This is a genomic window from Paracoccus amoyensis, assembly GCF_014490725.1.
Lineage (GTDB): Bacteria > Pseudomonadota > Alphaproteobacteria > Rhodobacterales > Rhodobacteraceae > Paracoccus > Paracoccus amoyensis.
On sequence record NZ_JACOQL010000005.1, the window covers coordinates 174,611 to 198,144 of the forward strand.

The 23,534-nt window shown below is 58.3% G+C and carries 22 protein-coding genes and 1 pseudogene; 8 read left to right on the forward strand and 15 right to left on the reverse strand.

Translation table 11 applies throughout. The annotated features are described in order from the left end of the window. The first annotated feature begins 14 nt into the window (after positions 1-14). The 4 genes from ftsZ (at position 15) to recN (ending at position 5,483) form a co-directional block, all read left to right on the forward strand. Positions 15-1,628: a cell division protein FtsZ gene (gene ftsZ / locus H4P12_RS16300; RefSeq protein WP_187794731.1), complete on the forward strand. Its 1,614-nt coding sequence runs from the start codon at positions 15-17 to the stop codon at positions 1,626-1,628. Positions 1,629-1,858: 230 nt separating this feature from the next. Beyond that, positions 1,859-2,788, forward strand: a complete 930-nt coding sequence (gene lpxC, locus H4P12_RS16305; protein WP_187794732.1) for a UDP-3-O-acyl-N-acetylglucosamine deacetylase — start codon at positions 1,859-1,861, stop codon at positions 2,786-2,788. A gap of 164 nt (positions 2,789-2,952) precedes the next feature. After that, the gene (locus H4P12_RS16310; protein WP_187794733.1) at positions 2,953-3,798 is read left to right on the forward strand and encodes an outer membrane protein assembly factor BamD; all 846 of its coding nucleotides are present in this window, start codon (positions 2,953-2,955) and stop codon (positions 3,796-3,798) included. Between the two features lie 38 nt (positions 3,799-3,836). After that, a complete protein-coding gene (recN, locus tag H4P12_RS16315) occupies positions 3,837-5,483 on the forward strand; it encodes a DNA repair protein RecN (RefSeq protein WP_187794734.1) in 1,647 nt (548 codons plus the stop codon). A gap of 14 nt (positions 5,484-5,497) precedes the next feature. Here recN and H4P12_RS16320 read toward each other — a convergent pair whose 3' ends face one another. From H4P12_RS16320 to H4P12_RS16335, 4 genes are all read right to left on the reverse strand, one after another. Next, positions 5,498-5,893, reverse strand: a complete 396-nt coding sequence (locus tag H4P12_RS16320; RefSeq protein WP_187794735.1) for a hypothetical protein — start codon at positions 5,891-5,893, stop codon at positions 5,498-5,500. A gap of 38 nt (positions 5,894-5,931) precedes the next feature. Further along, the gene (locus H4P12_RS16325; protein ID WP_187794736.1) at positions 5,932-6,246 is read right to left on the reverse strand and encodes a hypothetical protein; all 315 of its coding nucleotides are present in this window, start codon (positions 6,244-6,246) and stop codon (positions 5,932-5,934) included. 80 nt (positions 6,247-6,326) lie between these two features. Next, the gene (mmsB, locus tag H4P12_RS16330; RefSeq protein WP_187794737.1) at positions 6,327-7,205 is read right to left on the reverse strand and encodes a 3-hydroxyisobutyrate dehydrogenase; all 879 of its coding nucleotides are present in this window, start codon (positions 7,203-7,205) and stop codon (positions 6,327-6,329) included. Continuing rightward, positions 7,202-8,209 carry a 3-hydroxyisobutyryl-CoA hydrolase gene (locus tag H4P12_RS16335; protein ID WP_187794738.1) on the reverse strand — a complete coding sequence of 336 codons (1,008 nt, stop codon included), beginning with the start codon at positions 8,207-8,209 and terminating at the stop codon, positions 7,202-7,204. The genes mmsB and H4P12_RS16335 overlap by 4 nt, the downstream gene beginning before the upstream one ends. 623 nt (positions 8,210-8,832) lie before the next feature. On the opposite strand from H4P12_RS16335, the gene H4P12_RS16340 reads away from it, so the two are divergent. After that, positions 8,833-9,513, forward strand: coding sequence for a VPLPA-CTERM sorting domain-containing protein (locus H4P12_RS16340; RefSeq protein ID WP_246449333.1), 681 nt, complete (start codon positions 8,833-8,835; stop codon positions 9,511-9,513). Positions 9,514-9,622: 109 nt separating this feature from the next. Here H4P12_RS16340 and H4P12_RS16345 read toward each other — a convergent pair whose 3' ends face one another. Beyond that, positions 9,623-11,122: a CoA-acylating methylmalonate-semialdehyde dehydrogenase gene (locus H4P12_RS16345; protein WP_187794739.1), complete on the reverse strand. Its 1,500-nt coding sequence runs from the start codon at positions 11,120-11,122 to the stop codon at positions 9,623-9,625. 101 nt (positions 11,123-11,223) lie between these two features. Between H4P12_RS16345 and H4P12_RS16350 the strand changes: the two genes are divergently transcribed. The 3 genes from H4P12_RS16350 (at position 11,224) to coaD (ending at position 13,232) form a co-directional block, all read left to right on the forward strand. Then, entirely contained in the window at positions 11,224-12,135 is a 912-nt protein-coding gene (locus tag H4P12_RS16350) for a LysR family transcriptional regulator (protein WP_187794865.1), read from the forward strand. A 56-nt stretch (positions 12,136-12,191) separates the two neighbouring features. Then, positions 12,192-12,653: a CBS domain-containing protein gene (locus H4P12_RS16355; protein ID WP_187794740.1), complete on the forward strand. Its 462-nt coding sequence runs from the start codon at positions 12,192-12,194 to the stop codon at positions 12,651-12,653. 87 nt (positions 12,654-12,740) lie between these two features. Continuing rightward, the gene (gene coaD / locus H4P12_RS16360; protein ID WP_187794741.1) at positions 12,741-13,232 is read left to right on the forward strand and encodes a pantetheine-phosphate adenylyltransferase; all 492 of its coding nucleotides are present in this window, start codon (positions 12,741-12,743) and stop codon (positions 13,230-13,232) included. Positions 13,233-13,332: 100 nt separating this feature from the next. Here coaD and H4P12_RS16365 read toward each other — a convergent pair whose 3' ends face one another. From H4P12_RS16365 to pyrC, 10 genes and pseudogenes are all read right to left on the reverse strand, one after another. Further along, a complete protein-coding gene (locus H4P12_RS16365) occupies positions 13,333-14,055 on the reverse strand; it encodes an SDR family oxidoreductase (RefSeq protein ID WP_187794742.1) in 723 nt (240 codons plus the stop codon). A gap of 5 nt (positions 14,056-14,060) precedes the next feature. Continuing rightward, the gene (locus H4P12_RS16370) at positions 14,061-14,915 is read right to left on the reverse strand and encodes a fumarylacetoacetate hydrolase family protein (protein WP_187794743.1); all 855 of its coding nucleotides are present in this window, start codon (positions 14,913-14,915) and stop codon (positions 14,061-14,063) included. A gap of 197 nt (positions 14,916-15,112) precedes the next feature. Then, a complete protein-coding gene (locus tag H4P12_RS16375) occupies positions 15,113-15,613 on the reverse strand; it encodes a bactofilin family protein (protein WP_187794744.1) in 501 nt (166 codons plus the stop codon). Next, a complete protein-coding gene (locus H4P12_RS16380) occupies positions 15,603-16,850 on the reverse strand; it encodes a DUF5930 domain-containing protein (protein ID WP_187794745.1) in 1,248 nt (415 codons plus the stop codon). Before H4P12_RS16380 ends, H4P12_RS16375 begins: the two co-directional genes overlap by 11 nt. Positions 16,851-17,094: 244 nt before the next feature. Next, entirely contained in the window at positions 17,095-18,492 is a 1,398-nt protein-coding gene (locus H4P12_RS16385) for a helix-turn-helix domain-containing protein (protein ID WP_187794746.1), read from the reverse strand. 156 nt (positions 18,493-18,648) lie between these two features. Next, positions 18,649-19,845: a multidrug effflux MFS transporter gene (locus H4P12_RS16390; protein WP_187794747.1), complete on the reverse strand. Its 1,197-nt coding sequence runs from the start codon at positions 19,843-19,845 to the stop codon at positions 18,649-18,651. Next, on the reverse strand, positions 19,832-20,182 hold the full coding sequence (locus tag H4P12_RS16395) for a DMT family protein (RefSeq protein WP_223115852.1): 351 nt from the start codon (positions 20,180-20,182) through the stop codon (positions 19,832-19,834). Before H4P12_RS16395 ends, H4P12_RS16390 begins: the two co-directional genes overlap by 14 nt. Continuing rightward, on the reverse strand, positions 20,179-21,666 hold the full coding sequence (locus H4P12_RS16400; RefSeq protein ID WP_187794749.1) for a replicative DNA helicase: 1,488 nt from the start codon (positions 21,664-21,666) through the stop codon (positions 20,179-20,181). Before H4P12_RS16400 ends, H4P12_RS16395 begins: the two co-directional genes overlap by 4 nt. Before the next feature lie 120 nt (positions 21,667-21,786). After that, a pseudogene (locus H4P12_RS16405) lies at positions 21,787-22,457 on the reverse strand (orotate phosphoribosyltransferase). Then, positions 22,454-23,497, reverse strand: a complete 1,044-nt coding sequence (pyrC, locus tag H4P12_RS16410; RefSeq protein ID WP_187794750.1) for a dihydroorotase — start codon at positions 23,495-23,497, stop codon at positions 22,454-22,456. Before pyrC ends, H4P12_RS16405 begins: the two are co-directional and overlap by 4 nt. Between the last annotated feature and the right edge of the window lie 37 nt (positions 23,498-23,534).

Here is a 23,534-nt window from a genome sequence, read left to right on the forward strand (position 1 = left end):
AAACAGGCGGAACCATGAATCTCAATCTGATGATGAACGACGAAGACGAGCTGAAGCCGCGGATCACCGTATTCGGTGTTGGCGGTGCTGGCGGTAACGCGGTCAACAACATGATCGAGAAACAGCTGGATGGCGTCGAATTTGTAGTCGCGAACACCGACGCGCAGGCGCTGACAGGCTCGCGCGCGACCAGCCGTATCCAGATGGGTCCGAAAGTGACCGAAGGTCTGGGGGCGGGTGCAAAACCGATTATCGGCGCAAAAGCCGCCGAAGAGACCATCGAAGACATCGTTGATCATCTGATGGGTGCGCATATGTGCTTCATCACCGCCGGTATGGGCGGTGGCACCGGCACCGGCGCGGCCCCGATCATCGCACAAGCCGCGCGCGAGATGGGTATTCTGACCGTCGGCGTCGTGACCAAGCCCTTCCAGTTCGAAGGCAGCAAACGGATGCGTCAGGCCGAAGAGGGCGTCGAGGCCCTGCAAAAGGTCGTGGATACGCTGATTATCATTCCGAACCAGAATCTGTTCCGTCTGGCCAACGAAAAGACCACCTTTACCGAAGCCTTCGCGATGGCTGACGATGTTCTGTATCAGGGCGTCAAAGGTGTGACCGATCTGATGGTTCGCCCGGGGCTGATCAACCTGGACTTTGCCGACGTTCGCGCCGTGATGGACGAGATGGGCAAGGCGATGATGGGCACCGGCGAAGCTGCTGGCGAAAACCGTGCGCAGGAAGCTGCGGAGCGTGCCATCGCCAATCCGCTGCTGGACGAAATCAGCCTGAACGGCGCACGTGGTGTTCTGATCAACATCACCGGTGGCTACGACATGACCCTGTTCGAGCTGGACGAAGCCGCGAACGTGATCCGCGACAAAGTCGATTCAGACGCGAATATCATCGTCGGGTCGACGCTGGACCCGGATATGGACGGTTCGATCCGCGTCTCGGTTGTTGCAACTGGCATCGACGCCAGCGCAGCCGCTGTCGAAGAGCCTGCACCGCGTCGCAGCATGGCAGAACCGCTGACCCAGAACCCTTCGGTCACCGGCCGCAAGGAAGACGTCGCCCAGCAGGAAGACCTGCAGGTTCCCCCGCGTCGCACCCCGGCACCGGCTGCGGACACCCGCGCCGAGCCTGTCGTGCAGCAAAAACTGATCGAAGATGATATGCCCCAGCCGGCCTATCAGCCGAAAGAACCGGCACGCGCCGCTGCGGTCCGTATCGAGGATGACTCGCAGGACTTTATCGCGCCGCGCCCCACGGCTGGGAATCGCGGTCAGGCGGCGCCGGAAGTGATGGATCGTCTGCGCCGCGCGGTTGAACATCATGGCGAGCGTCAGCAGGCCGCACGTCAGCCGCAGCAGCAAGAGCCCGCTCGTGGCGCTGTTGCCGGGCAGGGCCGGATGGCCGGCCTGAGCCGTATGCTGGAACGGATGGCTGGTCATGGTGGTGAACAGCCCCCGGCATCGAAGCCTGCAGCGTCGTCAATCGCCGAACGTGTCAGCGACCGCGTTGCCGCTCGTGCGCGTCAGCAAGAGACTGATTTCGACGATCTGGCCAGCCCCGATGCGGATCAGGACCAGGTGGAAATTCCGGCCTTCCTGCGTCGTCAGGCGAACTGACACTGTTCACGTTCCTGACACGAATAAACTGACAAAGGGCCGCCATTGGCGGCCTTTTTCATTTTGAAATCAGGGAGTTGATTGGCATTAACCGGGCGATTTTACGCCCATGGGTCTGAATGTTTCATGCCGTTACAATTCGTTAATTGAACCAATGCAACGGCAAGCCTAGCTGAGTTGTTACCGGAGTAACCGATTCCGGGACATGAGTTTCAGAAGGCAAGTAGACTATGCAGGCAACGCTAAAACAAAAGGTGACATTCACGGGGACGGGCCTGCATTCAGGCGCGGCTGCCCGGATGGTTGTTCATCCGGCGCCCGCTGGTCATGGCATCGTCTTTCGTCGGGTCGATCTGACACCCGCCGTCGATATCCCTGCCTTGTGGCACAATGTCCGGCAGTCGCCGCTGTGCACGTTGATGGACGATGGCAGGGGAACCACCCTTTCCACGGTCGAACACATCATGGCAGCGCTGGTCGGCACGGGTATTCAAAACGTGCTGGTCACGGTAGATGGCCCCGAAGTCCCGATTCTGGATGGTTCCGCCGCACCTTTCGCGCGTGGCATCCTGCGCGCGGGCATTCAGTTGCAGGCCGCCGAACTGCGCGCGATCCGCGTTCTGCGTCCGGTTGAGGTCCGAGAAGGCGAGGCGTTTGCACGTCTTGAGCCTGCGGATCATCTGGAGATCGATTTCCAGATCGACTTTGCCGACGCGGCGATTGGTCATCAGGAAAAGAAGCTGGATATGGCCAATGGCGCTTTCCTGCGCGAACTGGCTGACAGCCGCACGTTCTGCCGTCAGGCCGATGTCGATGCGATGCGCAAGAATGGGTTGGCTTTGGGCGGCACTTACATGAACGCGGTTGTTGTTGATGGCGCCAAAGTTCTGTCGCCGGGCGGTCTGCGCCACGCGGACGAGGCCGTTCGCCACAAGATGCTGGATGCGATGGGCGACCTTGGATTGGCAGGCGCGCCGCTGTTGGCTCGCTACACAGGCCATCGGGCCGGTCATGCAATGACCAACAAACTGCTGCGTGCCCTGTTCGCCGACCCGACAGCCTGGGAATGGGTCGCGTGTTCCCCCGCGTTGGAGAACCGTTTGCCCGGCGCCGGCGTGGCGAACTATATCGTCGATGCGCAAGATTGGGCGGTCGCGTAACCTTACGTGACCGTCATCCCGAATTTTTGAGAATTCTTTCTTGGATTCGCCTGACAAAATCAATGGATTGCCATTTTGCGCCCCCTGATGTTCTGTGTTAGGAGGTTTCGGCAGCCTTGCCAGAGATGGTCGGCAGCACAGAAGAATCGTATGGCAGGGTAAATATGGCGCGCTCGAAAATCTCGGCAACCATGATGGCTGCGGTCGTCGCGAGTATGACGTTGGCGGGCTGCGGTGGCTCGAAAAAAGAAGAGCGTGAGAACCTTGACCGGTTCACTGCGGAACAGATTTACACGCGTGGCGAATACGAGCTGGAAAACAGCCGTAAGCCGGAAGACGCCGTGTTCTATTTCAGTGAGGTCGAGCGGCTTTACCCATACTCCGAATGGGCAAAGCGTGCGCTGATCATGCAGGCCTATTCGAACCACAGGGCCAAGAATTACGAGGAAGCGCGTGGCGCCGCCCAGCGTTTCCTTGATACCTATCCGGGTGATGAGGATGCTGCCTATGCGCAGTATCTGCTGGCACTGTCCTATTATGACCAGATTGATGAGGTCGGCCGCGATCAGGGCCTGACCTTCCAGGCGTTGCAGGCGCTGCGCACCGTGATCGAGGAATATCCCGACAGCGAATACGCGCGCAGTGCGATTCTGAAGTTCGATCTTGCCTTCGATCACCTTGCCGCCAAAGAGATGGAGATCGGACGCTACTATCTGAAGCGTGGCCACTATGCGGCTGCCATCAGCAGGTTCCGCGTCGTTGTCGAGGAATTCCAGACCACTTCGCAAACGCCGGAAGCGTTGCTGCGTCTGGTCGAATCCTATCTGGCGCTTGGCCTGAATGACGAGGCGCAGACCGCCGGCGCGATTTTGGGCCATAACTTCCAGTCGTCGCCGTTCTATCAGGATGCCTATAGCCAATTGCGTGGTCGCGGTCTGTCGCCGGAAGCGCGTGGAAATAGCTGGCTAAGCAATGTCTACCGTCAAATGATTCAGGGGAAATGGCTGTAACGCCCTGCCCATTGGGCTAGGCGCAGTCATTGGGCGCGATGCTGCGATCGCTTGAAATTCGCGACATGCTGTTGATCGACTGGCTGGAGCTAGGCTTCGGACCGGGTCTGAACGTCCTGACCGGCGAAACCGGGGCAGGAAAGTCGATCCTTCTGGATTGTCTTGGCTTTGTCCTGGGCTGGCGCGGCCGTGCCGATCTTGTGCGGCAGGGTGCCACGCAGGGCGAGGTTACAGCAGTTTTCGATTTGCCACCGGGGCATCCGGCACATGCCGTTTTGGCCGAGGCTGGAATCGATGTCGAAGATGACGAACTGATCCTGCGACGCGTGAATGGCGGCGATGGCCGCAAGACCGGTTATGTGAATGATCGCCGCGTCTCGGGCGAGGTCTTGCGCCAACTTTCAGATGTTCTTGTCGAATTGCATGGCCAGCATGATGACCGCGGTTTGCTGAACCCGCGCGGGCATCGGGTGTTGCTGGATGCCTTTGCTGGGCTGGATCTGGGACCGGCCCGCAAGGCTTGGGCCGCGCGTCGCGATGCCGCGCGGGACCTGGAGGAGGCAGAAGCGCAGCTTGCCATCGCACGCGGGGAAGAAGAATTTCTGCGCCACGCGGTGAAAGAACTGGACGATCTGTCGCCAGAGATTGGCGAGGAAGAAGTCTTGGATATCCGTCGCCGCAGCATGCAGGCGGCCGAGCGTATTCGTGATGACGTCGCCCGCGCGCTGCAGATGCTGGGTCCGCAAGGTGCCGAAGGGGCCATGCTGGATGCGAACCGCTGGCTGGAAGGGGCGGCGGATCAGGCTGAAAACAAACTGGATCAGCCAATCGCGGCACTTTCACGGGCGATCATCGAATTGGGCGACGCGCATCGCGGTGTCGAAGATGCGCTGTCGGCGTTGGATTTCGATCCCTCCGCACTTGAGGTCACTGAAGAGCGGTTATTTGCCCTGCGCGCGCTGGCCCGTAAACATGATGTGCTGCCAGACGATCTTGCCGGGTTGGCGGATGAGTTGCGGGGGCGGCTGGAACAGATCGATGCCGGCGATACGTCCATCGCAGAATTGCGGCGGCGCAGGACCGATGCCGATGCCGCATATGATACCTTGGCCGCAAATCTTACGGCTGCCCGCAAAAAGGCCGCTGCAAAACTGGATCAGGCAGTTTCCGCTGAACTGGCCCCACTCAAGATGGAGCGGGCTGTCTTTCACACTGATATCACCGAGGGTGAGGCCGGTCCCGAAGGTCGTGACGCCGTTGCCTTTACCGTCGCGACCAATCCGGGCGCACCGGCGGGGCCGTTGGATAAAATCGCCTCGGGCGGAGAATTGTCGCGGTTTCTTTTGGCCCTCAAGGTTTCGCTTGCGCATGGAAACGATGCCCTGGTGATGATTTTCGACGAAATCGACCGTGGCGTTGGCGGTGCAACAGCGGATGCGGTTGGTCGACGGCTGAAAAAGCTGGCGGGCGATTCTCAGGTGCTGGTTGTCACCCACTCACCACAGGTCGCCGCACTTGGGGACGAACATTTCCGCGTTGCCAAGTCGGTCCATGATGGAATGACCACGTCCAAAGTCGTGCCACTGGCTGAAGCAGAGCGGATTGAGGAAATTGCCCGGATGCTGTCAGGCGATCGTATCACCGACGCCGCAACTGAAGCTGCCCGCGCCCTGTTGGCCGGATAGCGAGGGGTGCTGCGCTACTGTATTTCCCGCAGGATCGACAAAACCTTGCCGGTAGTGGGATTTAGCCGAACAAGAAGATTGTCGATAATCGCGTAACGGTTTCCGGTCGGCGAAAAGCCCAAGCCATAAATTTCCGGTTCTTCGACGATATCAACCTGTTCAAGGTTGACCGTATCGCCCACGCGGACCGCCGCATCAGAAGCGGAATCGCTTTTTGCCTGATACATTTGCGTGTGTTGAACAGCAGGCTGCGCATGGGCCTGTGCAATATCTTGTTTATAGGCGACGGCAAAAACAGGTAAAACAAGAAGCCCCACACTTGCCGTCGCGGCAACGATCTTTCGAGGCAACATAACAAATTTCCTTATATGCTTGCCGAAATAACCGATCTTCTGACCGGAGGGTTCCATATTCGTTACAATATTGGCGTTGTTGACGCGTCGCCCGCTCAGTTCTGAACGGCGATATTCGTTCGTAGAATTGACAGAACCTTGTTGGTTTTGCTGTCCAACCGAACCAGGATATTGGAAATGATTGCGTAGCGACTTCCGGGGATTTCGCGGCCAAGCCCATAAATGCCGGGCTCTTCAATAAAATAAATTGCGTCAATCGGCGGCACTTCGCCGGCAACGACCTGCACGGGATCCGCTGCCGCAGGGCCGACCGGGGCGGCCAGACCATGAACACTCCATTCGTGTTCTGACACATAGACGCTGACCGCCATGAAAGCGATCAAAGCCGCTGCAATTCGTAAGACCGACATAATTTCTTACCGTTTGAACCCAAAAAGGGAACCACTCGCGATGCCCGTGGTTCCCTCACTTTCATTTGGTTCCGTAAGTTTTAGCCGTTTTTGCGATTTTTTTCGGTGAAGCGTGGCAACATTGCCGAAAAGTCACGACCACGACCGCCCTCATCTTCGACAAAGGTGCGATAAAGCTCTCTGGCAAGGGCGCCCATGGGGGTGTCGGCACCAGAAGAGGATGCAGCGTCCTGCGACAGGTTCAGATCTTTCAGCATCAGTTCAGCAGCAAAGCCCGGCGTATAATCATTATCAGCCGGTGATTTCGGGCCAACGCCGGGGGCGGGACAATAGGCGTTCATGCTCCAGCTATAGCCGGAACTGGTCGAAACGACGTCGAACATCTTCTGCCGATCCAGCCCCAGTTGGTCTGCCAGGGCGAATGCTTCGCATGTCGCGATCATGGTGACGCCAAGGATCATGTTGTTACAAATCTTGGCTGATTGGCCCGAACCGACATCGCCACAATGGACCGCCTTTTGGCCCATGATGTCAAAAAGCGGCTGAACCGTCGCGAAGTCCGCGTCCGAGCCACCGACCATGAAAGTCAGCGTTCCGCCCTGCGCCCCACCGATCCCGCCAGAAACCGGCGCGTCCAACGATCCAAGGCCAGCTGCTGTAGCCTGTTGGGCCACGGCACGTGCGCTGTCGACATCAACGGTCGAGCAATCGCACAGGACTGCGCCCTGCTGCATTGCAGGGATGATCTGTTCTGCGACCATTCGCAGGATTTTGCCGTTCGGCAGCATAGTGATGACAACATCTGCTTTATCCGCGACATCCGCAGCAGAGTTAACCGCTGTAACGCCATCTGGAACGGGGGCGGCGGTGTCGAAACCCAACACCTCATGCCCTGCGGCTGCCAGATTGGCGGCCATCGGCGCACCCATATTTCCCAGACCGATGAAACCTATCTTCATGCTTCTACCTCCCAAGCAAGTTCGTCATCGCCAAGCGATGCCAGCATTTTCTCGACATATTCAGGCGACGCGTCCGCAGACCATTTCGGGTTGCGATCCTTGTCGATGATTTGTGCGCGCACCCCTTCAAGGAAGTCGCCCATTTCGGTGGCGCGCCACGTGAAGCGATACTCCCTGCTCAACGCATCCTGAATGCGGTCGTCGCTGCGCGCCGCGCGCACCATCGCAAGCCCGGCTGCCATCGAAAGGGGCGAGTTGCGGCGCAGGATTTTCAGAGTGGTATCATCACTGCGGCTTTCCAATGCCGCAATGATGTCGTCAATCGTATCGCCGCCAAATGCCGATAGATCACGATCTGCCAGCGGTGATGCGGGCGCCTCGGTTGTCGCGATCTCACCGGTATCGCCGGTTTGTTCCAGCCGTTCGATAAGCGCGGGCCATTCATCCTCGGGCAGGTAGATATCTGCAAAACCTGCGTGGATCGCGTCGCCAGCACCCATGCGACCGCCCGTCGTCGCCAAGAACTCTCCGATCCGGCCCGGAGCATGTGCCAGCAACCATGTTCCGCCGACGTCTGGGATAAGGCCAATGCCGGATTCTGGCATGGCGATCTGCGTCGTGTCGCCGACGATGCGATGCGATGCATGCCCCCCAACACCGACGCCGCCACCCATGACAAAGCCTTGCATGAAGGCGATCACGGGTTTGGGGTAATCCGCGATGGCCGCATTCATCAGATATTCGTCACGGAAAAAATCCCGCCCGATTTGATGGTTTCCGTCCAGCCCGCCGCGATAGACCGCAGCGATATCACCACCGGCACAAAATGCGCGGTCGCCTTCGGCATCGATGATGACCAGCTTGACCTGCGGATCGTCGCGCCATTCGTCCAGCGCACTGTGCAGAGCCAGAGCCATCTCATGGGTCAGGGCATTCAATGCCTTTGGGCGTGTAAATGTTATGTGGCCCGCCTGGCCGGTCTTGCGAATGTTCAGGTCTTCCACAAGCATCCCCCTTTTGCTGTCCTGCCATGCCGCAGCTGTGTGCCTATACCGTCTATCACAAAGGCCCGCAGAAAACGCGACCACGAAGGACGACCCGCAGCAGCTAAATCATCAGCATTTCGGTTTTGGGTCATCGGGCAGGGGCTTGGATGATGTGAAGACCGGGATTCGCAGAGGGCAAGTTTGACCGGAACTCTGTCCTATCCCTGCGGAATAATCAAGAATTGAACATGAATTCAATTAATACCGATCCGCAGGTTTTAGCGCCTTTCTGGGATGACGCAATTCGTGAGGTGCAGTCGAATCATGTCGGAGTGGTCCCATGCCTCTGGTCCAGAAAAAGAACAGTAATTCTATGTAACGGCAGAGGAATGCATGAATTACGCCCGTTGTTCTTGAAAGTTAACGGTTATTTCCGGATGGACTCGTGTGTGAACGCCACAGTGTCGATCATAATAACGTGATTTTTGTTCGATTTTTTAACTTATGCAGAGAGTGTTAATCTAAAATTTTTTTATTAATAATCAGTATGTTATACATCGCTCCGCTGCGAGTTCACCGGACTTCGTTAATTTCTGACCAGAATTTTTGAAAACCCTATTCAAAACTCACCTCTCGGTTGTTTGTTTGTTTGGTTTTTCGTGGTGATTAATAAATATCAAACTGATAGACGCAAAGCCTTGGTATTTTTTAAGTGTGAGGTTCGCATGAACTACGTTACCCAATTGGCCGCTGCCGCAATAATGACTGTAGCGGCTGGCACCGCTGATGCGGCGAGCATCACGTTTAACAATGCATCGCTTGGCACCCATACCAATTATGTCGAAAGTGGTTTTCACTTTGACAAAATAAGGGTTGTGACTGCGCAATGCGCAAGCAAGGCCGCAGGTCGTTGTGCCGCCGAGAATGCGTTCAGAGAAACCACCATGACGCGCACTTCTGGCGGGACATTTGACGTGAACGGCATGTGGTTTTCGCTGCTGACCGGGAACGCCCCGTTGACGCTGGTGACAGATCGCGGGACGGCTAGTTTTGGGGTCGGTTCGTTCCTGAAAGACGTTAATGTCCAACAAAAAAAGGGCTATGATCTGGATCTGACTTCGCTGAGCATCTTCAAGAACGTCAGCTTCCTTCGCATCGTTGATGTCTCTTTGGCGGCAAACAAGGCCGGACACGGCACCGGCGATTTTCGCTTTGACAATATCGACGTTGCGCCTGTGCCGTTGCCTGCGGCCGGTGTTTTGCTGCTGGCTGGGCTTGGTGCCTTTGCCACGGTCCGCCGCCGCAAACGGAGCGCCGCATAGACTTTCTTTAGTTTACCTAACGTAAAAGGCGAGGATAAATCCTCGCCTTTTTGTCGTTTGATGAGTTGCTAAATATAGCCCCGTTTATATTGACAGGGCTATATTTGAGTCAGTCCATCGCTTTAAAGTTGAATTCACCACCTTCTTTAATCCCGGAAGGCCAGCGGGCGGTCACAGTCTTGGTCCGCGTGTAAAAACGGAATGCATCCGGGCCGTGCTGGTTCAGGTCACCGAAGCCTGACTTCTTCCAGCCGCCAAAAGTGTGATAGGCCAACGGCACGGGGATCGGGACGTTGATGCCGACCATGCCGATGTTGATGCGGCTAGCGAAGTCGCGGGCGGTGTCGCCGTCGCGCGTATAGATGGCGGTGCCGTTGCCATATTCATGGTCCAGCGCCAGTTTGATCGCTTCTTCATAGCTGTTTGCACGGACGGTCGACAGCACGGGGCCGAAAATCTCTTTCTTGTAGATATCCATGTCCGGCGTGACACGATCGAACAGATGCGGGCCGACAAAGAAGCCGTCTTCGTAGCCTTGCAGGTGGAAGTCGCGGCCATCGACAACCAGTTCGGCGCCCTGATCGATGCCTGACTGCACCAGCCGCTGAATGTTTTCCTTGGCGGCGGCGGTCACGACCGGACCGTAATCGACATCATTGCCAGCGGTGTAGGGGCCAACTTTCAGCTTTTCGATGCGCGGCACCAGCTTTTCGATCAGCGCATCCGCAGTTTTTTCACCAACAGGCACGGCAACCGAGATCGCCATGCAGCGTTCGCCCGCCGCACCATAGCCTGCACCCACCAACGCGTCGGCAGCCTGATCCAGATCGGCGTCCGGCATGATGATCATGTGGTTCTTGGCACCGCCAAAGCACTGGGCGCGCTTGCCGGTCTGTGCCGCACGCTCATAAATATACTGCGCAATCGGGGTCGAGCCGACAAAGCCCACGGCTTGAATGACCGGGTTATCCAGGATTGCATCGACGCTTTCCTTGTCGCCGTTGACAACCTGCAACACGCCATCGGGCAGGCCAGCTTCTTGCAGCAGTTGGGCCAGCATCATCGGCACAGAGGGATCCCGCTCGGACGGTTTCAGGATCATGGCGTTCCCGGCAGCCAGCGCCGGGCCCATTTTCCACAGTGGAATCATGGCGGGAAAGTTGAACGGAGTGATGCCCGCAACGACGCCCAGCGGTTGACGCATGGAATACATGTCGATGCCCGGGCCGGCGCTGTCGGTGAATTCGCCCTTCAACAGATGTGGGGCACCGATGCAGAACTCGATGACTTCCAGACCGCGCTGCACATCGCCCTTGGCGTCGGGCAGGGTCTTGCCATGCTGTGACGACAGGGCTTCGGCCAGCTTGTCCATGTCGCGGTTCAGCAAATCCACGAATTTCATCATGACGCGTGCGCGGCGCTGCGGGTTGGTTGCGCCCCATGCAAGCTGCGCCTTGGCGGCGCTGTCCACGGCTGCGTCCAGCTCTGCCTTGGTGGCCAGTGACAGTTTCGCCTGAACCTCACCCGTTGCGGGGTTGTAGACATCGGCAAAGCGGCCCGACGTGCCTTTGACTTCCTTGCCGTCAATCCAGTGGTGAATCTCGTGCATTGCATCCTCCTGACATGATTTAGGCGCAGCATACCCTTGCGCAAATGCGGATCAAAGGGGCAGGGTGGCAAATGGGTTTTGCATTTTCGCAAAGGCAAGTGATGGATTGGGATGATCTGCGAATATTTCTGGCGGTGGCACGGGCCGAAAGCCTGTCGGGTGCCGGCCGCCGTTTGAATATGGACGCTTCAACGGTCGGCCGCCGAATTGCCCGGCTGGAACAGGCGGTCGGCGCCGCGCTGTTCGCCAAGACGCCACAGGGATATGCGCTGACAGCCGAAGGTGCACGGCTTGTCGCCCCCGCCGAATCCGCCGAACAGGCCGCAATTGCGGCTGCTGAGGCGACCCGCCGCGAAGCCGGACTGACGGGCCAGCTTCGCATCGGGGCGCCCGATGGTTGCGCGAACTATCTGTTGCCGCAGATTGCGCGCGATTTGTGCCAGCAGCATTCGGGGTTGGAAATTCAGATCGTGGCTTTGCCGCGTGTCGTGAACCTGACCAAGCGAGAGGCAGATATGGCGGTCGCGGTTTCCCCGCCCGATACGGGGCGACTGGTGGTGCAGCGGCTGACCGATTATCGCCTGCATCTGGCGGCGCATGAGGATTATCTGAAACAGCGCCCGCCTATTAACGGTCTTCCTGATCTGAGCGGGCACCGTATGATCAGCTATATCCCCGATATGATCTTCGACCGCGAATTGGACTATCTGTCGGAAACGGGCGTGGAAAGCGCCGCAATAACCTCGAATTCGGTTTCGGTTCAGATGCAGGCGATCCGTGCAGGTGCCGGGCTTGGGATCGTCCACGACTTCGCCATTCCTTTTGCGCCGGGCGTGCGGCGCATTCTGCCGGATCGAATCGCCTTGAAGCGCACATTCTGGCTGATCCGCCACGCAGATGACCGTGCATCGCGCCGCCTTACCCTTCTTGCCGAGATTCTGGCACAAGCAATACGTGTTGAAGTTGCGCGATTAGAGGCGCAAGTTTCAGCATCTGAGCATCGTCTTGCTTGACGCGACCAAGAAGGCGAAAAATAATCAACTCAACCACATGGTGAGGAGAACGTTAAATGTTGGTCAATCAGATGCTTTCGATGAAGTCGACTTCCGGCAAGGCTGGAATCGAAGCTCAGACCATCATCACAATCACGCCGGAGGCAACTTTGGCAGAGGCTGCCAAATTGCTGTCCGAGCGACGGATCGGTGCCGTGGTGGTATCAACCGATGGCAAGACACCCGCCGGGATCTTGTCCGAGCGTGATATCGTTCGGCAGCTGGGGGCACATGGCCCCGAAATCTTGTCGGTGCCGATCAGTCAGGTGATGACAACATCGGTTCAGACCTGCACGACCGGCGAGGATGCATTGGTCATTCTAGAGCGTATGACCCAGGGACGTTTCCGTCACCTGCCGGTGATCGATGAAGATGGCCATATGCTTGGCGTGATTTCGATTGGCGACGCGGTGAGTGGCAGATTGAAGGAGCTGGCGGCAGAGAAAGAAGCGCTGACGGGCATGATTATGGGCAGCTAATCCAACCGAAGTGCCGGCGATCTGCTTGCATTTCCGGCTCAGTTCAGTTTTGGCTGCGGTAATCGTCTCGCACAAGGACAGGTGACAATGCGCATCGGACTTTATCCCGGCACCTTTGATCCGATCACTCTGGGGCATGTTGACATCATCCAGCGTGCGACCGCGCTGGTTGACCGTCTGGTAATTGGCGTTGCCATCAACCGCGACAAGGGGCCGCTGTTTGATCTGGAGGAACGCGTTGCAATGGTTCAGGCCGAATGCGACGCGATCGCGCTGAACAGTGGAACCGAAATTCTGGTGCATCCGTTCGAAAATTTGCTGATCGATTGCGCCCGAGATGTGGGTGCGGGTGTTATTATTCGCGGTCTGCGCGCGGTTGCCGATTTTGAATATGAATTTCAGATGGTTGGCATGAACCGGGCATTGGATTCTGGCGTTGAGACGGTGTTTCTGATGGCAGACGCAAGACGGCAAGCCATCGCGTCAAAGCTGGTCAAGGAAATTGCCCGTCTGGGTGGTGAGGTAGCGAAATTCGTCACGCCGCCGGTGCGCGATGCATTGATCGAGAAATATAAATGACCATTGTCCAAACATCCGGCCCGCGCCCGATACCAGATGTGCCGCCGCAGCCCTTGCCCAATCCATCCCCTGATCGCCCCGAAGACGACCAGGAACAGGTCTAACCACGCCCGATAAAGGGCATGTTGGTCGCCATGACCGTCATGAACTGCACATTTGCGCCGTCCGGCAGGCTTGCCATGTGCAACACCGCATCTGCCACGACCGAAACATCCATCAACGGTTCTGCGGTTGGCGATGAGGCGCTGACCTTGGTCAGCAGCTCTGTCGCTGCATTTCCAATATCGATCTGACCGCAGGCGATATTAAAGGCTCGGCCATCCAGCGACAGGCTGCGGGTCAGGCCCGTAACGGCGTGCTTCGAGGTGGTATAGGCGATGGAACCCGCACGCGGCGAATGTGCCGAGATCGAGCCGTTGTTGATGATCCGCCCCCCTTGCGGCGCTTGTGCCCGCATGATGCGAAAGGCTGCACTGGCGCAGTGGAACATGCCGATGACGTTGACATTGATGACATCCGCAAAGGACCGAGGTGAAATTTCATCCGGCAAGGCGGGATCGGCACCGCGTCCAGCATTGTTGAAGACGACATCAAGCCGTCCCCATGCCTGCACAGTCTTGTTGAACGCTGCATCGACGGCCTGTGCATCAGTCACATCACAGGGCAGGATCAGCGCGTCGTTGCCTTGCGTCGTTTCTTGCAGGCTGTCCTTGCGCCGGCCGATCAGTCCGACCTTCCAGCCTGCCTGCTGAAAGCGACGGGCAGTTGCCCGCCCAATGCCGCTGCCCGCGCCTGTGATCAGGATGCTGCGCCGATCCGTCATTTCATCTACCCCTCGACGACCCGCTGTGTTTGTTCGCCCAAACCGTCGATGCCCAGCCGCATCACTTGCCCGTCACGCAGATAAACCGGAGGCTTTTGTCCCATGCCCACCCCCGGTGGCGTGCCGGTGGTAATCACGTCACCCGGTTTCAGCGTGGTAAAACGAGAGCAATAGGAGACGATTTCGGCGGGGCCAAAGACCATGGTCGCCGTGCTGCCGCTTTGATAGCGGTGGCCGTCAACTTCCAACCACATCGGCAGTGCGTTCGGATTGGGGATTTCATCCGCCGTTACAAGCCATGGGCCGATCGGACCAAACCCGTCATATCCCTTGCCCTTGTCCCATGTGCCGCCGCGCTTCAACTGCCAGTCGCGTTCGCTGATATCATTAACCAGACAATAGCCAGCAATGTGGTTCAGGGCATTCGCTTGGGCGACGTTGCGGGCCTCGGCGCCGATGACAATGCCCAGCTCGACTTCCCAATCGGTCGATGCGGATCCTGGTGGCAGGCGCAGCTCATCGTCCGGACCGGCGATCGAGGTGGTCCATTTCGTAAAAACAACCGGCTCAGACGGCACATCCATTCCGGCTTCTGCCGCGTGGTCGGCATAGTTCAGGCCAATCGCAAGGAACTTTCCGACGCTGCCGACACATGCGCCAAGGCGTAGGTCGTTTTGCGGCATGCCGTCGACCACTGGCAGCGAAAAGATATCGATTTCGCGCAGCGCCGCCAAGCCTTGCGGCGTCAGCACGTCGCCCGCGATATCGCTGCAATATCCGCTAAGGTCGCGAACTCTGCCTTGCGTGTCCAATAGACCGGGCTTTTCCGCCCCCGCAATGCCATAGCGAACCAGTTTCATATGCTTCCCTCCCTTTTGGCGGTGCGATCGCACCGGCGATTAGTTTCACTTTGGGCATGGTAATGGAAGTCAGCAGTCGGGATTTTCTTTGATTGGATAATGCTGTGGGTTGAAATTATTGGCATAGCCAGCCGTTGAACGAAAACGGCCCGCAGCGAATGTGCGGGCCGTCTGAATTCGTATTTCAAAGCTGATAATTAGCCTGCGTTTGGCGGGGCCAGTTTCTTGGTGCCGCCATTTGCCAGCGGATCTTCCTGACGCTGAACCGAGCCTTCGAAATGGGCGCCGGATTCAATCGCGATGGTCTTGTGGATGATGTCGCCTTCGACACGGGCCGTCGCCGACAGACGGACTTTTAGACCGCGAACGCGACCGATCACCCGGCCATGCACGATCACATCGTCACCGACGATCTCACCCTTGATCGTGGCGCTTTCGCCGACGGTCAGTTGATGCGCGCGCACGTCACCTTCGACGTTTCCTTCGATCTGGATATCGCCCTGCGTGCGGATGTTGCCGGTCACTGTCAGGTCTGACGACAGAACAGATGGCGTCGAGCGCCCACGCGGTGCGGCAGCTGCTGCCGCTGTTTCCGGAGTGCGCTCGGCTGCGGCGGGAGCCGGGCTCGGTTCGATATTTTCCACCGGAGCGGAGCCTTGTTGAGGACGATTTTCGGTCACACGAGTCTTAGAAAACATTGTCTGCTGCCTTGATGAAGCTCATCGGATCTACGGCCCGACCATTCATGCGCACTTCATAATGCAGGTGCGGCCCGGTCGAACGCCCAGTATTTCCCATATCACCGATCAACTCGCCTTGCGACACCCTTTGGCCCACTTTTACGCGAATACGCGACAGGTGGCCAAAACGGGTCTCAACGCCCAGTTCATGCTCGATCTTGATCAGGTTGCCATAGGCACCCTGACGGCTAGCATGGGTGATAACACCATCGCCCGTGGCATAGACCGGAGTGCCGATCGGGGCGGCCATGTCGATGCCTTCATGGCGGCGGCCCCAACGACGCCCAAAATTAGAGCTGTAGCGAAACGAGCTTTTGACCGGCATCGCCAGGGGCAGTTTTTCCATGGCGATACGGTAAGTATTCATCTGGTCCAGCGTCACGATGATTTGGTTCGCCTTGGTTTCGCCCTGTGACAGTGCAGCGTCGCCACGGGTCGAACGCGACACCGGCGTCAGCGGACCACCCTGACCCGAATAACCACTGCGAATGGTCGATAGAACGTCTTCGGGGTTCATGCCGACCGAACGGAAAACATCATCCAAGGGCTCGACCGAGACGGTTACGGCGTTTTCCAGCTGCGTCAGAATTTCATCATTGCGGGCCAGGATTTCATCACGCTCGACCGTCAGATCATCGGCGGCCTTCTGCGCTTCTTCGGCTTGCTGAACGGCGGATGCGCGTTCGGTTGCTGCTTGGCGAAGTTCGCCGGACAATATGTCCAGTGCGGTTGAAACTTCTTCATCGCGGGCCGGAGTGGCGGCAACATCGGCGCCTTCGGTCGTGGTTGCGGCGATCCGCTGCGCATCGTTACGTTCGGTGATGGCGTCACGCAATGTCGACTGAACCGCACCAAGCCCGGTCTCCAATTCGCGGCGACCTTCTTCAGAGGCCAGCAACTTTGACTGCATCTGCGAGACTTGCTCAAGCGCGACGGCAAAGCGGTTCTGGGCGGCAACAGCTTCGGCGGCGCGGGCGTCACGTTCTTCCGACAGCTGATTCAGACGCTCTTCAAAGGCGGCCTGCGTGCGCTGCACCTGATCGCGCGAACTGCCCGAACTGATTGCGTCAATGGCAAGGATCGAACTGGCCACCAAAGTCCAGCCGAACACAAGGGAAATGCCGCCGATGCCGGCCAATTGAGTGAGGGGGGTCAGTCGAACGAACCGCGTGGCATCTTCAGAGCGCAGGAACATCCGTTTTTCAGGAAGAATGCGTTCCAACGACGCGTTGAGGCGGTTCAAAGCTTTCGGCAAGGCAGGTCCCCCGATGGCGCGTCCCTTGCGGTGATGGTGGGACGATCTGGTTCCATTAGAGTGCGGGTAAACAAGACCTGTGCTAAGTTGGCAACAAGCCAGCCGCCGAAGGTTCCATAGATGCGCGGATACCCGCCCTGATGGGCGGTAATTTGCCGAAAAATGCTGCGAATGCGAGATATTGTCAGGCAATTTCATATGGCAATGGCCCATTTCTGTCTGATGGAATTCGTAATGGTCGGTCAATCGGCGGCACAGACCGTTGGTGACAGTCCGGTCGCGGACAGATTCGGCAAGAGATTCCGATCGGCTCGAACATGCTGGGGCGGGACAGGTCCAGCCCGTCTGCATAGACCAGATGATCGGCATAGCCGACTTCGCATCCAAGACCGATGGCAAAGCGGCGGACGGGGGCGTTAAAGGCGCCCGCGTGTTTCGATACATCGCGGGACAGCAGCAGATAGCGCACACCATCTGGTGTTTCGGCCAGTTGTCGTAAAAACCGGCCGGGCTGTTCGAACGCTTGATGCACATTCCACAGCGGGCAAGCGCCGCCAAAACGGGCGAATTGCAGCCGCGCGGCCGAGTGGCGTTTGGTAATCGTCCCAGCCTGATCGACGCGCACGAAAAAGAACGGCACGCCCTTGATTCCGGGCCGCTGCAAGGTTGACAGCCGGTGCGCCACCTGTTCCAGCGACGCGCCGAACAAATGGGACAGGCGTTCCAGATCGTGACGCTCGGCCTGGGCGGCGGCGATGAAGGCGCGATAGGGCATCAATGCTGCACCCGCAAAGTAATTCGCCAATCCGACCCGGGCGATCTCTCGGGCTGTCTGACTGCGAAATCGCGCCAGATCCAATGTCGCTTCCAAAAGGCCGTTCTGCTTTTCCAGTGCAACCAGATGTAACAGCTGAAAAACCTGTGTCGCGCGCTCTGCCGCAGCATTCACCAGCACTATATTGCCTTCGCGATGAAAAACCGCGGTGGCGGGTAATTCGACCTGTTTGACCGTGATTCCGCTAGCGGCCAAAGCCTCGACCGCGATGGTCCAGGGGTCAGCGCGTTTGCCATCCGGGCAGGCATAACGTTCGGCGGCCCGGTCAACCGCGTCGATATAGTTGTCGCAATAGTGAAAGAAGTCGCGCACTTCTTCCCACGGGGTTGAAACGGTGTTCTGGCCTGCCGCACCGATAGCCTCATCCAGCGCGGCAAGGCGTTCCTGACTTTGTCGATGCAATTGATAAAGGTCCAAGAACGCGCGGGCCAGGATCGGCGCGTTCGTCGCGGCAAGCCGCAGATCAGCCAGCGGAGGCGTTGCGTCGAAAACCGGATCTGCCAACGCCTCTTGCATATCAACGACCATCCGCTCGGCGTCGCCGGCAGACAGGGTGGTCAGGTCGACGCCAAATTCCTGTGCTAGCCGCAGAAGCACCCCGGCGGAGATCGGGCGGTGATTGTTTTCCATCTGCGACAGGTAGGGCAGCGAAATTCCCAGGCGTTCGGCGAAGTGGCGCTGCGTCAGCCCGCTGCGCGCCCGTGTTTCACGAAGGGAAGTTCCGGCATAGATCTTTTGCGTGGCCATTTTGCTGCGTCCCGTGTTTTGCAAATAATCCAATAGCCTTTGCAAATACACTGGCGCAAGCCAGATGAGGGCAACGAAGGACAGGGAGGCGACGCCACGGATATTCATTCCGACACGATGCACGCGATTGGTTAAAATCCCGTTGTCGCCTGCGGATCAGTCGCCCATCGACAATTGGCGTTCCCTGCGGAAGACCCACGTGATCGCCAGCAGACTGCCGAGGGCAGAGCAGCACATGATGATCAGCAACGGTGTCGCACCAGACCCCGGTGTCAGAAAAACACCAGCAAGTGCTGACAATATCGCGCCGCCTGCGACAGCCAGGGCGCCGCCCAAGCCGCTGGCCGTGCCCGCCAGTTCAGGGCGCACATTCATCATCCCGGCATTGGCATTCGGCAGGACAAGGCCGTTTCCCATGCCCATGACGGCAATTGCGCCAAAGAAAATCCATGGGCTGACAATTCCCATCACGTCGAAAATCAGGGCGATGAACAGCGCCGTCGCACAAAGAGTCGCGCCAGCCAGAATCATCTGATTAAGGCCCAGCGTCCGCGTGAAACGCGCCGACAGGAAGTTTCCGATCAGATAGCCGATCGAGGGAGCCATGAAATAATAACCGACCTCTGCCGGGGTCATGTGAAAGACATGCTGACCCACAAAAGGCGCCCCGCCAAGATAGGCGAAGAAGCAGCCCGAACTTAGCGTCGCCGCCGCGCAATAGCCCCAGAACCGGACGGAACGCGCAAGAAGCGGATAATTGACCATTTGCTGACGCATCGACAGCCCGCCATAGCGGACGGTTTCCCCCATGTTCCACCAGGCGATGACCAGCACCAGAAACCCGATGCCGCCCATCATTGCGAAATTGGCCTGCCAGCCGAATGCCTCATCCAGAAAACCGCCGATGACGGGCGCGATCATGGGAACGACCGACATCCCCATCGTCACATAACCAATCATCGAGGCGGCCTCGGCCCCGTCATATTGGTCGCGGATGACGGCACGTGGCACCATAATACAGACCGAGATCGCCGACTGGATCAGGCGGAAGAACAGGAACGTTCCTGCGGTCGGCGCCAGCAACGTTCCAACGGTCGCCAACAGGAAAATGACCAGACCGCCCAGCACAACGGGGCGGCGGCCAAAGCGGTCGCTGATCGGGCCGGCGACAAGCTGCAAAACCGCCGTTGCGCCGATATAGGCCGACACTGACAGCTGCATGACGGCGTAATCAACGCCGAAATACTGGGCCATGCCCGGCAGGGATGGCAGGAAAATATTCATGGAAAGCGCGGCGATGCCTGACAGCGCCACAAGGGTCAGGATATGTGGCGCTGACCTAGCCGAAGTCATGGAAGATGAACCACGCGCCAAGGCAGATCAGACCAAAGCCAACGCCATGCTGCCAGCCGATTTTCTCGCCCAGATACAGCCACGAAAACAGGGCGAAAATCGACAGGCTGATGACCTCTTGGATGGTCTTCAACTGCGCGGCCGAGAAATGGCCGTGGCCGATGCGGTTCGCAGGCACCTGCATGATGTATTCAAACAGCGCGATGAACCAGCTGATCAGGATTACCGTCGCCAAAGGAGCGGTTTTGAACTTCAGATGACCATACCAAGCCACGGTCATGAAGATATTCGAAGCGATCAGAAGCCCGATGGTGATGACCGGAACAGGCAGGCTCATTCCCATTGCGTCTGACGATCCTTTGCCAGATTGCCGAAGCGGGTGAATTGCCCTTCAAAGGAAAGCTCGACCGTGCCGATAGGACCGTGACGCTGCTTGCCCAGGATCACCTCGGCCTTGCCATGGACTTGCTCCATGACCTGCTGCCACTTCGCCATGGCGTCCAGATCACTGTCCGAGGGCTTTTCGCGTTCTTTGTAATATTCTTCGCGATAGACGAACATCACGATATCTGCGTCCTGCTCGATCGAGCCGGATTCGCGAAGGTCTGAAAGCTGCGGACGCTTGTCTTCGCGGTTTTCAACCTGACGCGATAACTGCGACAGGGCGATGACCGGGATGTTCAGCTCTTTGGCGACGGCTTTCAGGCCCTGCGTAATTTCACTGACCTCATTCACGCGGCTGTCTTTGGCGGACGCGGCTTTCAAAAGCTGCAAATAGTCCACCATCAGCACGTCCAGACCATGCGTCCGCTTCAATTTGCGGGCGCGGGCGGCAAGCTGGTTGATGGGCAGGGCAGGGGTGTCGTCAATGTAAAGCGGGCAGTTTTGCAGGGCATGGGCTGCCTCGACGAAACGGCGGAATTCGCTTTCGTCCATGTTCCCGCTACGGATCCGCTCTGACGGAACCTCGGCGGCCTCCGACAGGATCCGTGCGGCCAACTGCTCTGCCGACATCTCCAGGCTGAAAAAGCCCACGACGCCCCCTTCGATGGTGCCATGCGTGCCGTCCGCCTTTTCGCCCATCTTGTGGGCCTTGGCGATATTGAAGGCGATGTTGGTCGCAAGCGAGGTCTTCCCCATCGAGGGTCGACCGGCCAGAATGATAAGGTCCGAATTGTTCAGACCGCCCATCTTGCCGTCCAGATCAATCAGGCCAGAGGAAATCCCCGACAGCTTGCCGTCACGCTGATAGGCGGCATTGGCCACCTGAACCGCGCCGGTTACAGCCTTCAGAAAGCTTTGGAAGCCACGTTCTGCGACGCCCTGTTCGCCCAGCTTGTAAAGCGTCTGTTCTGCCGCCTTGATCTGTTCTTCGGCATCATCGCCAACCTCGTGGGTCGAGGCCCGGGCCGCGATATCCTGACCCAACTGCATCAATTCGCGGCGCAGCGCAAATTCGCGGATCATCTGGGCATAGTCGCGGGCTGCATAGGCCGAGATTGCCGCACTTGCCATCCGGGCCAGATAGGGCGCACCGCCCAGTTCCTTCAGCCCCTCGTCATTTTCCAGAAAAGCCTTGATCGTGACGGGGCTGGCCAATGCGTTCTTGCGAATCCGTTCGGACGAAATTTCGTAGATGCGGGCATGGACGGGGTGATAGAAATGTTCGGCCTTGATGATCTGGCTGACGCGGTCGAACACATCGTTGTTCGTCAGCAAAGCACCCAGCAATTGCTGTTCGGCCTCGAGCGAAAACGGGATTGCGGTCTTTTCTTCTTCCGTGCCGTCCTGACCCGGAACGATTACGCGCAATCCGCTCATCTGCCTTGTGCCCCCTGTTGTTATTCAGCGTAGTCTAACCCAATATCGGGCCGCGCGTAATCCCGTGCGGCCCGATATTGGTGCATCATTCTGTGGATAGCCTGTGGATAACCCACAAGATCAGCTATTCGCCGCCTGCCATTCACGCGGATTGATCAGGAAGGCCTGAACTTCGTTCAGGGTCTTTTCGTCAAAGGCTTCTTGCCGGCGTGCCTCTTCCAGGACGTCCCACCAGGTGCAAAGGAAGTGCAGATTGACCCCGTGATCGGCCAGTCGTTAGTCGTTTCCGGGAATATGCCGTAATAAAAGATCACCGCCGTATGCGCGCAGGTCGCGCCGGTTTCGCGGATCGCATCGACAAAGGACAGCTTGCTGCCACCATCGGTCGTCAGGTCCTCGACCAGCAGGACGCGCTGGCCTTCGGTCATGACACCTTCGATCCGGGCGTTGCGGCCATAGCCCTTGGGCTTCTTGCGCACATAACTCATCGGCAGGCCAAGACGTTCGGCCACCATGGCGCCAAAGGGGATACCGGCAGTTTCGCCACCCGCGACATTCTCGAATGCCTCGAACCCGGCGTCACGCATGACGGTCGCGGCCAGGAAATCCATCAGCGTCTGGCGGACGCGCGGAAAGCTGATGATGCGCCGACAATCAACATATGTCGGGCCTTTCAGGCCGGACGCGTAGGTGAAGGGGGTTTCAGCATTGAAATCCACCGCCTTGATTTCCAACAACATCCGGGCAGTCAGGCGGGCGATTTCCTCGCGTGAGGGATAGGGCAGGCTCATGCGTTCTCCAGATGCCAGTAAAGGGGAAAGCCGGGATCAAAGACGGTTACTGTCTCATCACCGGCGGAAATGGATGTGGGATAGTCGGCCGGTGTGATGCGCTTGACCATACGGATGTGGTCGTCGCTGGGCGGCAGGCCATAAAATGCCGCGCCGTTCAGACTGGCAAAGGCCTCCAGCTTGTCCAGTGCGCCGTCCTGTTCAAAAACATGCGCCAGAATCGACATCGTGTTTGGCGCCGTAAAGCAACCCGCGCAGCCGCAGGGTTGCAGCTTGGCACTGTCAGCATGGGGGGCGCTGTCGGTGCCAAGAAAGAACCGCGCCTCGCCGCTGGTCGCGGCTTCGCGCAGGGCAAGACGGTGGCTTTCGCGCTTGGCGACTGGCAGGCAATAATAGTGCGGGCGAATTCCGCCTGCCAAAATGGCATTACGGTTGATGACCAGATGATGCGTGGTGATGGTCGCGCCCAAGGTGTCGCCGCCGCTGCGGGCATAGTCCACGCCATCTGCAGTCGTGATATGTTCCATCACGACGCGCAGGCCGGGGGTTGCGCGGCGGACCGGATCCAGCACGCGGTCGATGAACACGGCCTCGCGGTCAAAGATATCAACCGCAGGATCGGTGACCTCGCCGTGAACACAAAGGGTAATACCTGCTTCGGCCATCGCCTCCAGCACGGGGCGGACACGATCGAAATCGGTCACGCCGCTGGCCGAATTGGTCGTCGCACCTGCCGGATACAACTTGACCGCGCGAATGATCCCGTCGCGATAGGCCGCAACCAGATCGCCGGGGTCTGTCGTGTCGGTCAGATACAGCGTCATCTGCGGTTTCAACGCCGCGCCATCGGGCAGGGCGGCCAAGATACGGTCGCGATAGGCGGCTGCCTGCGCGCCGGTGACAACCGGCGGGACCAGATTGGGCATGATGATCGCACGGCCAAAACCGGCGGAATGCGGGGCTACCGCGACCAACATGGCACCGTCGCGCAGGTGCAGGTGCCAGTCGTCCGGGCGGCGAAGGGTGATGCTGTCAGTCATATGCGCCTCTATACACGGCATGTCGGCGTTTCCAAGC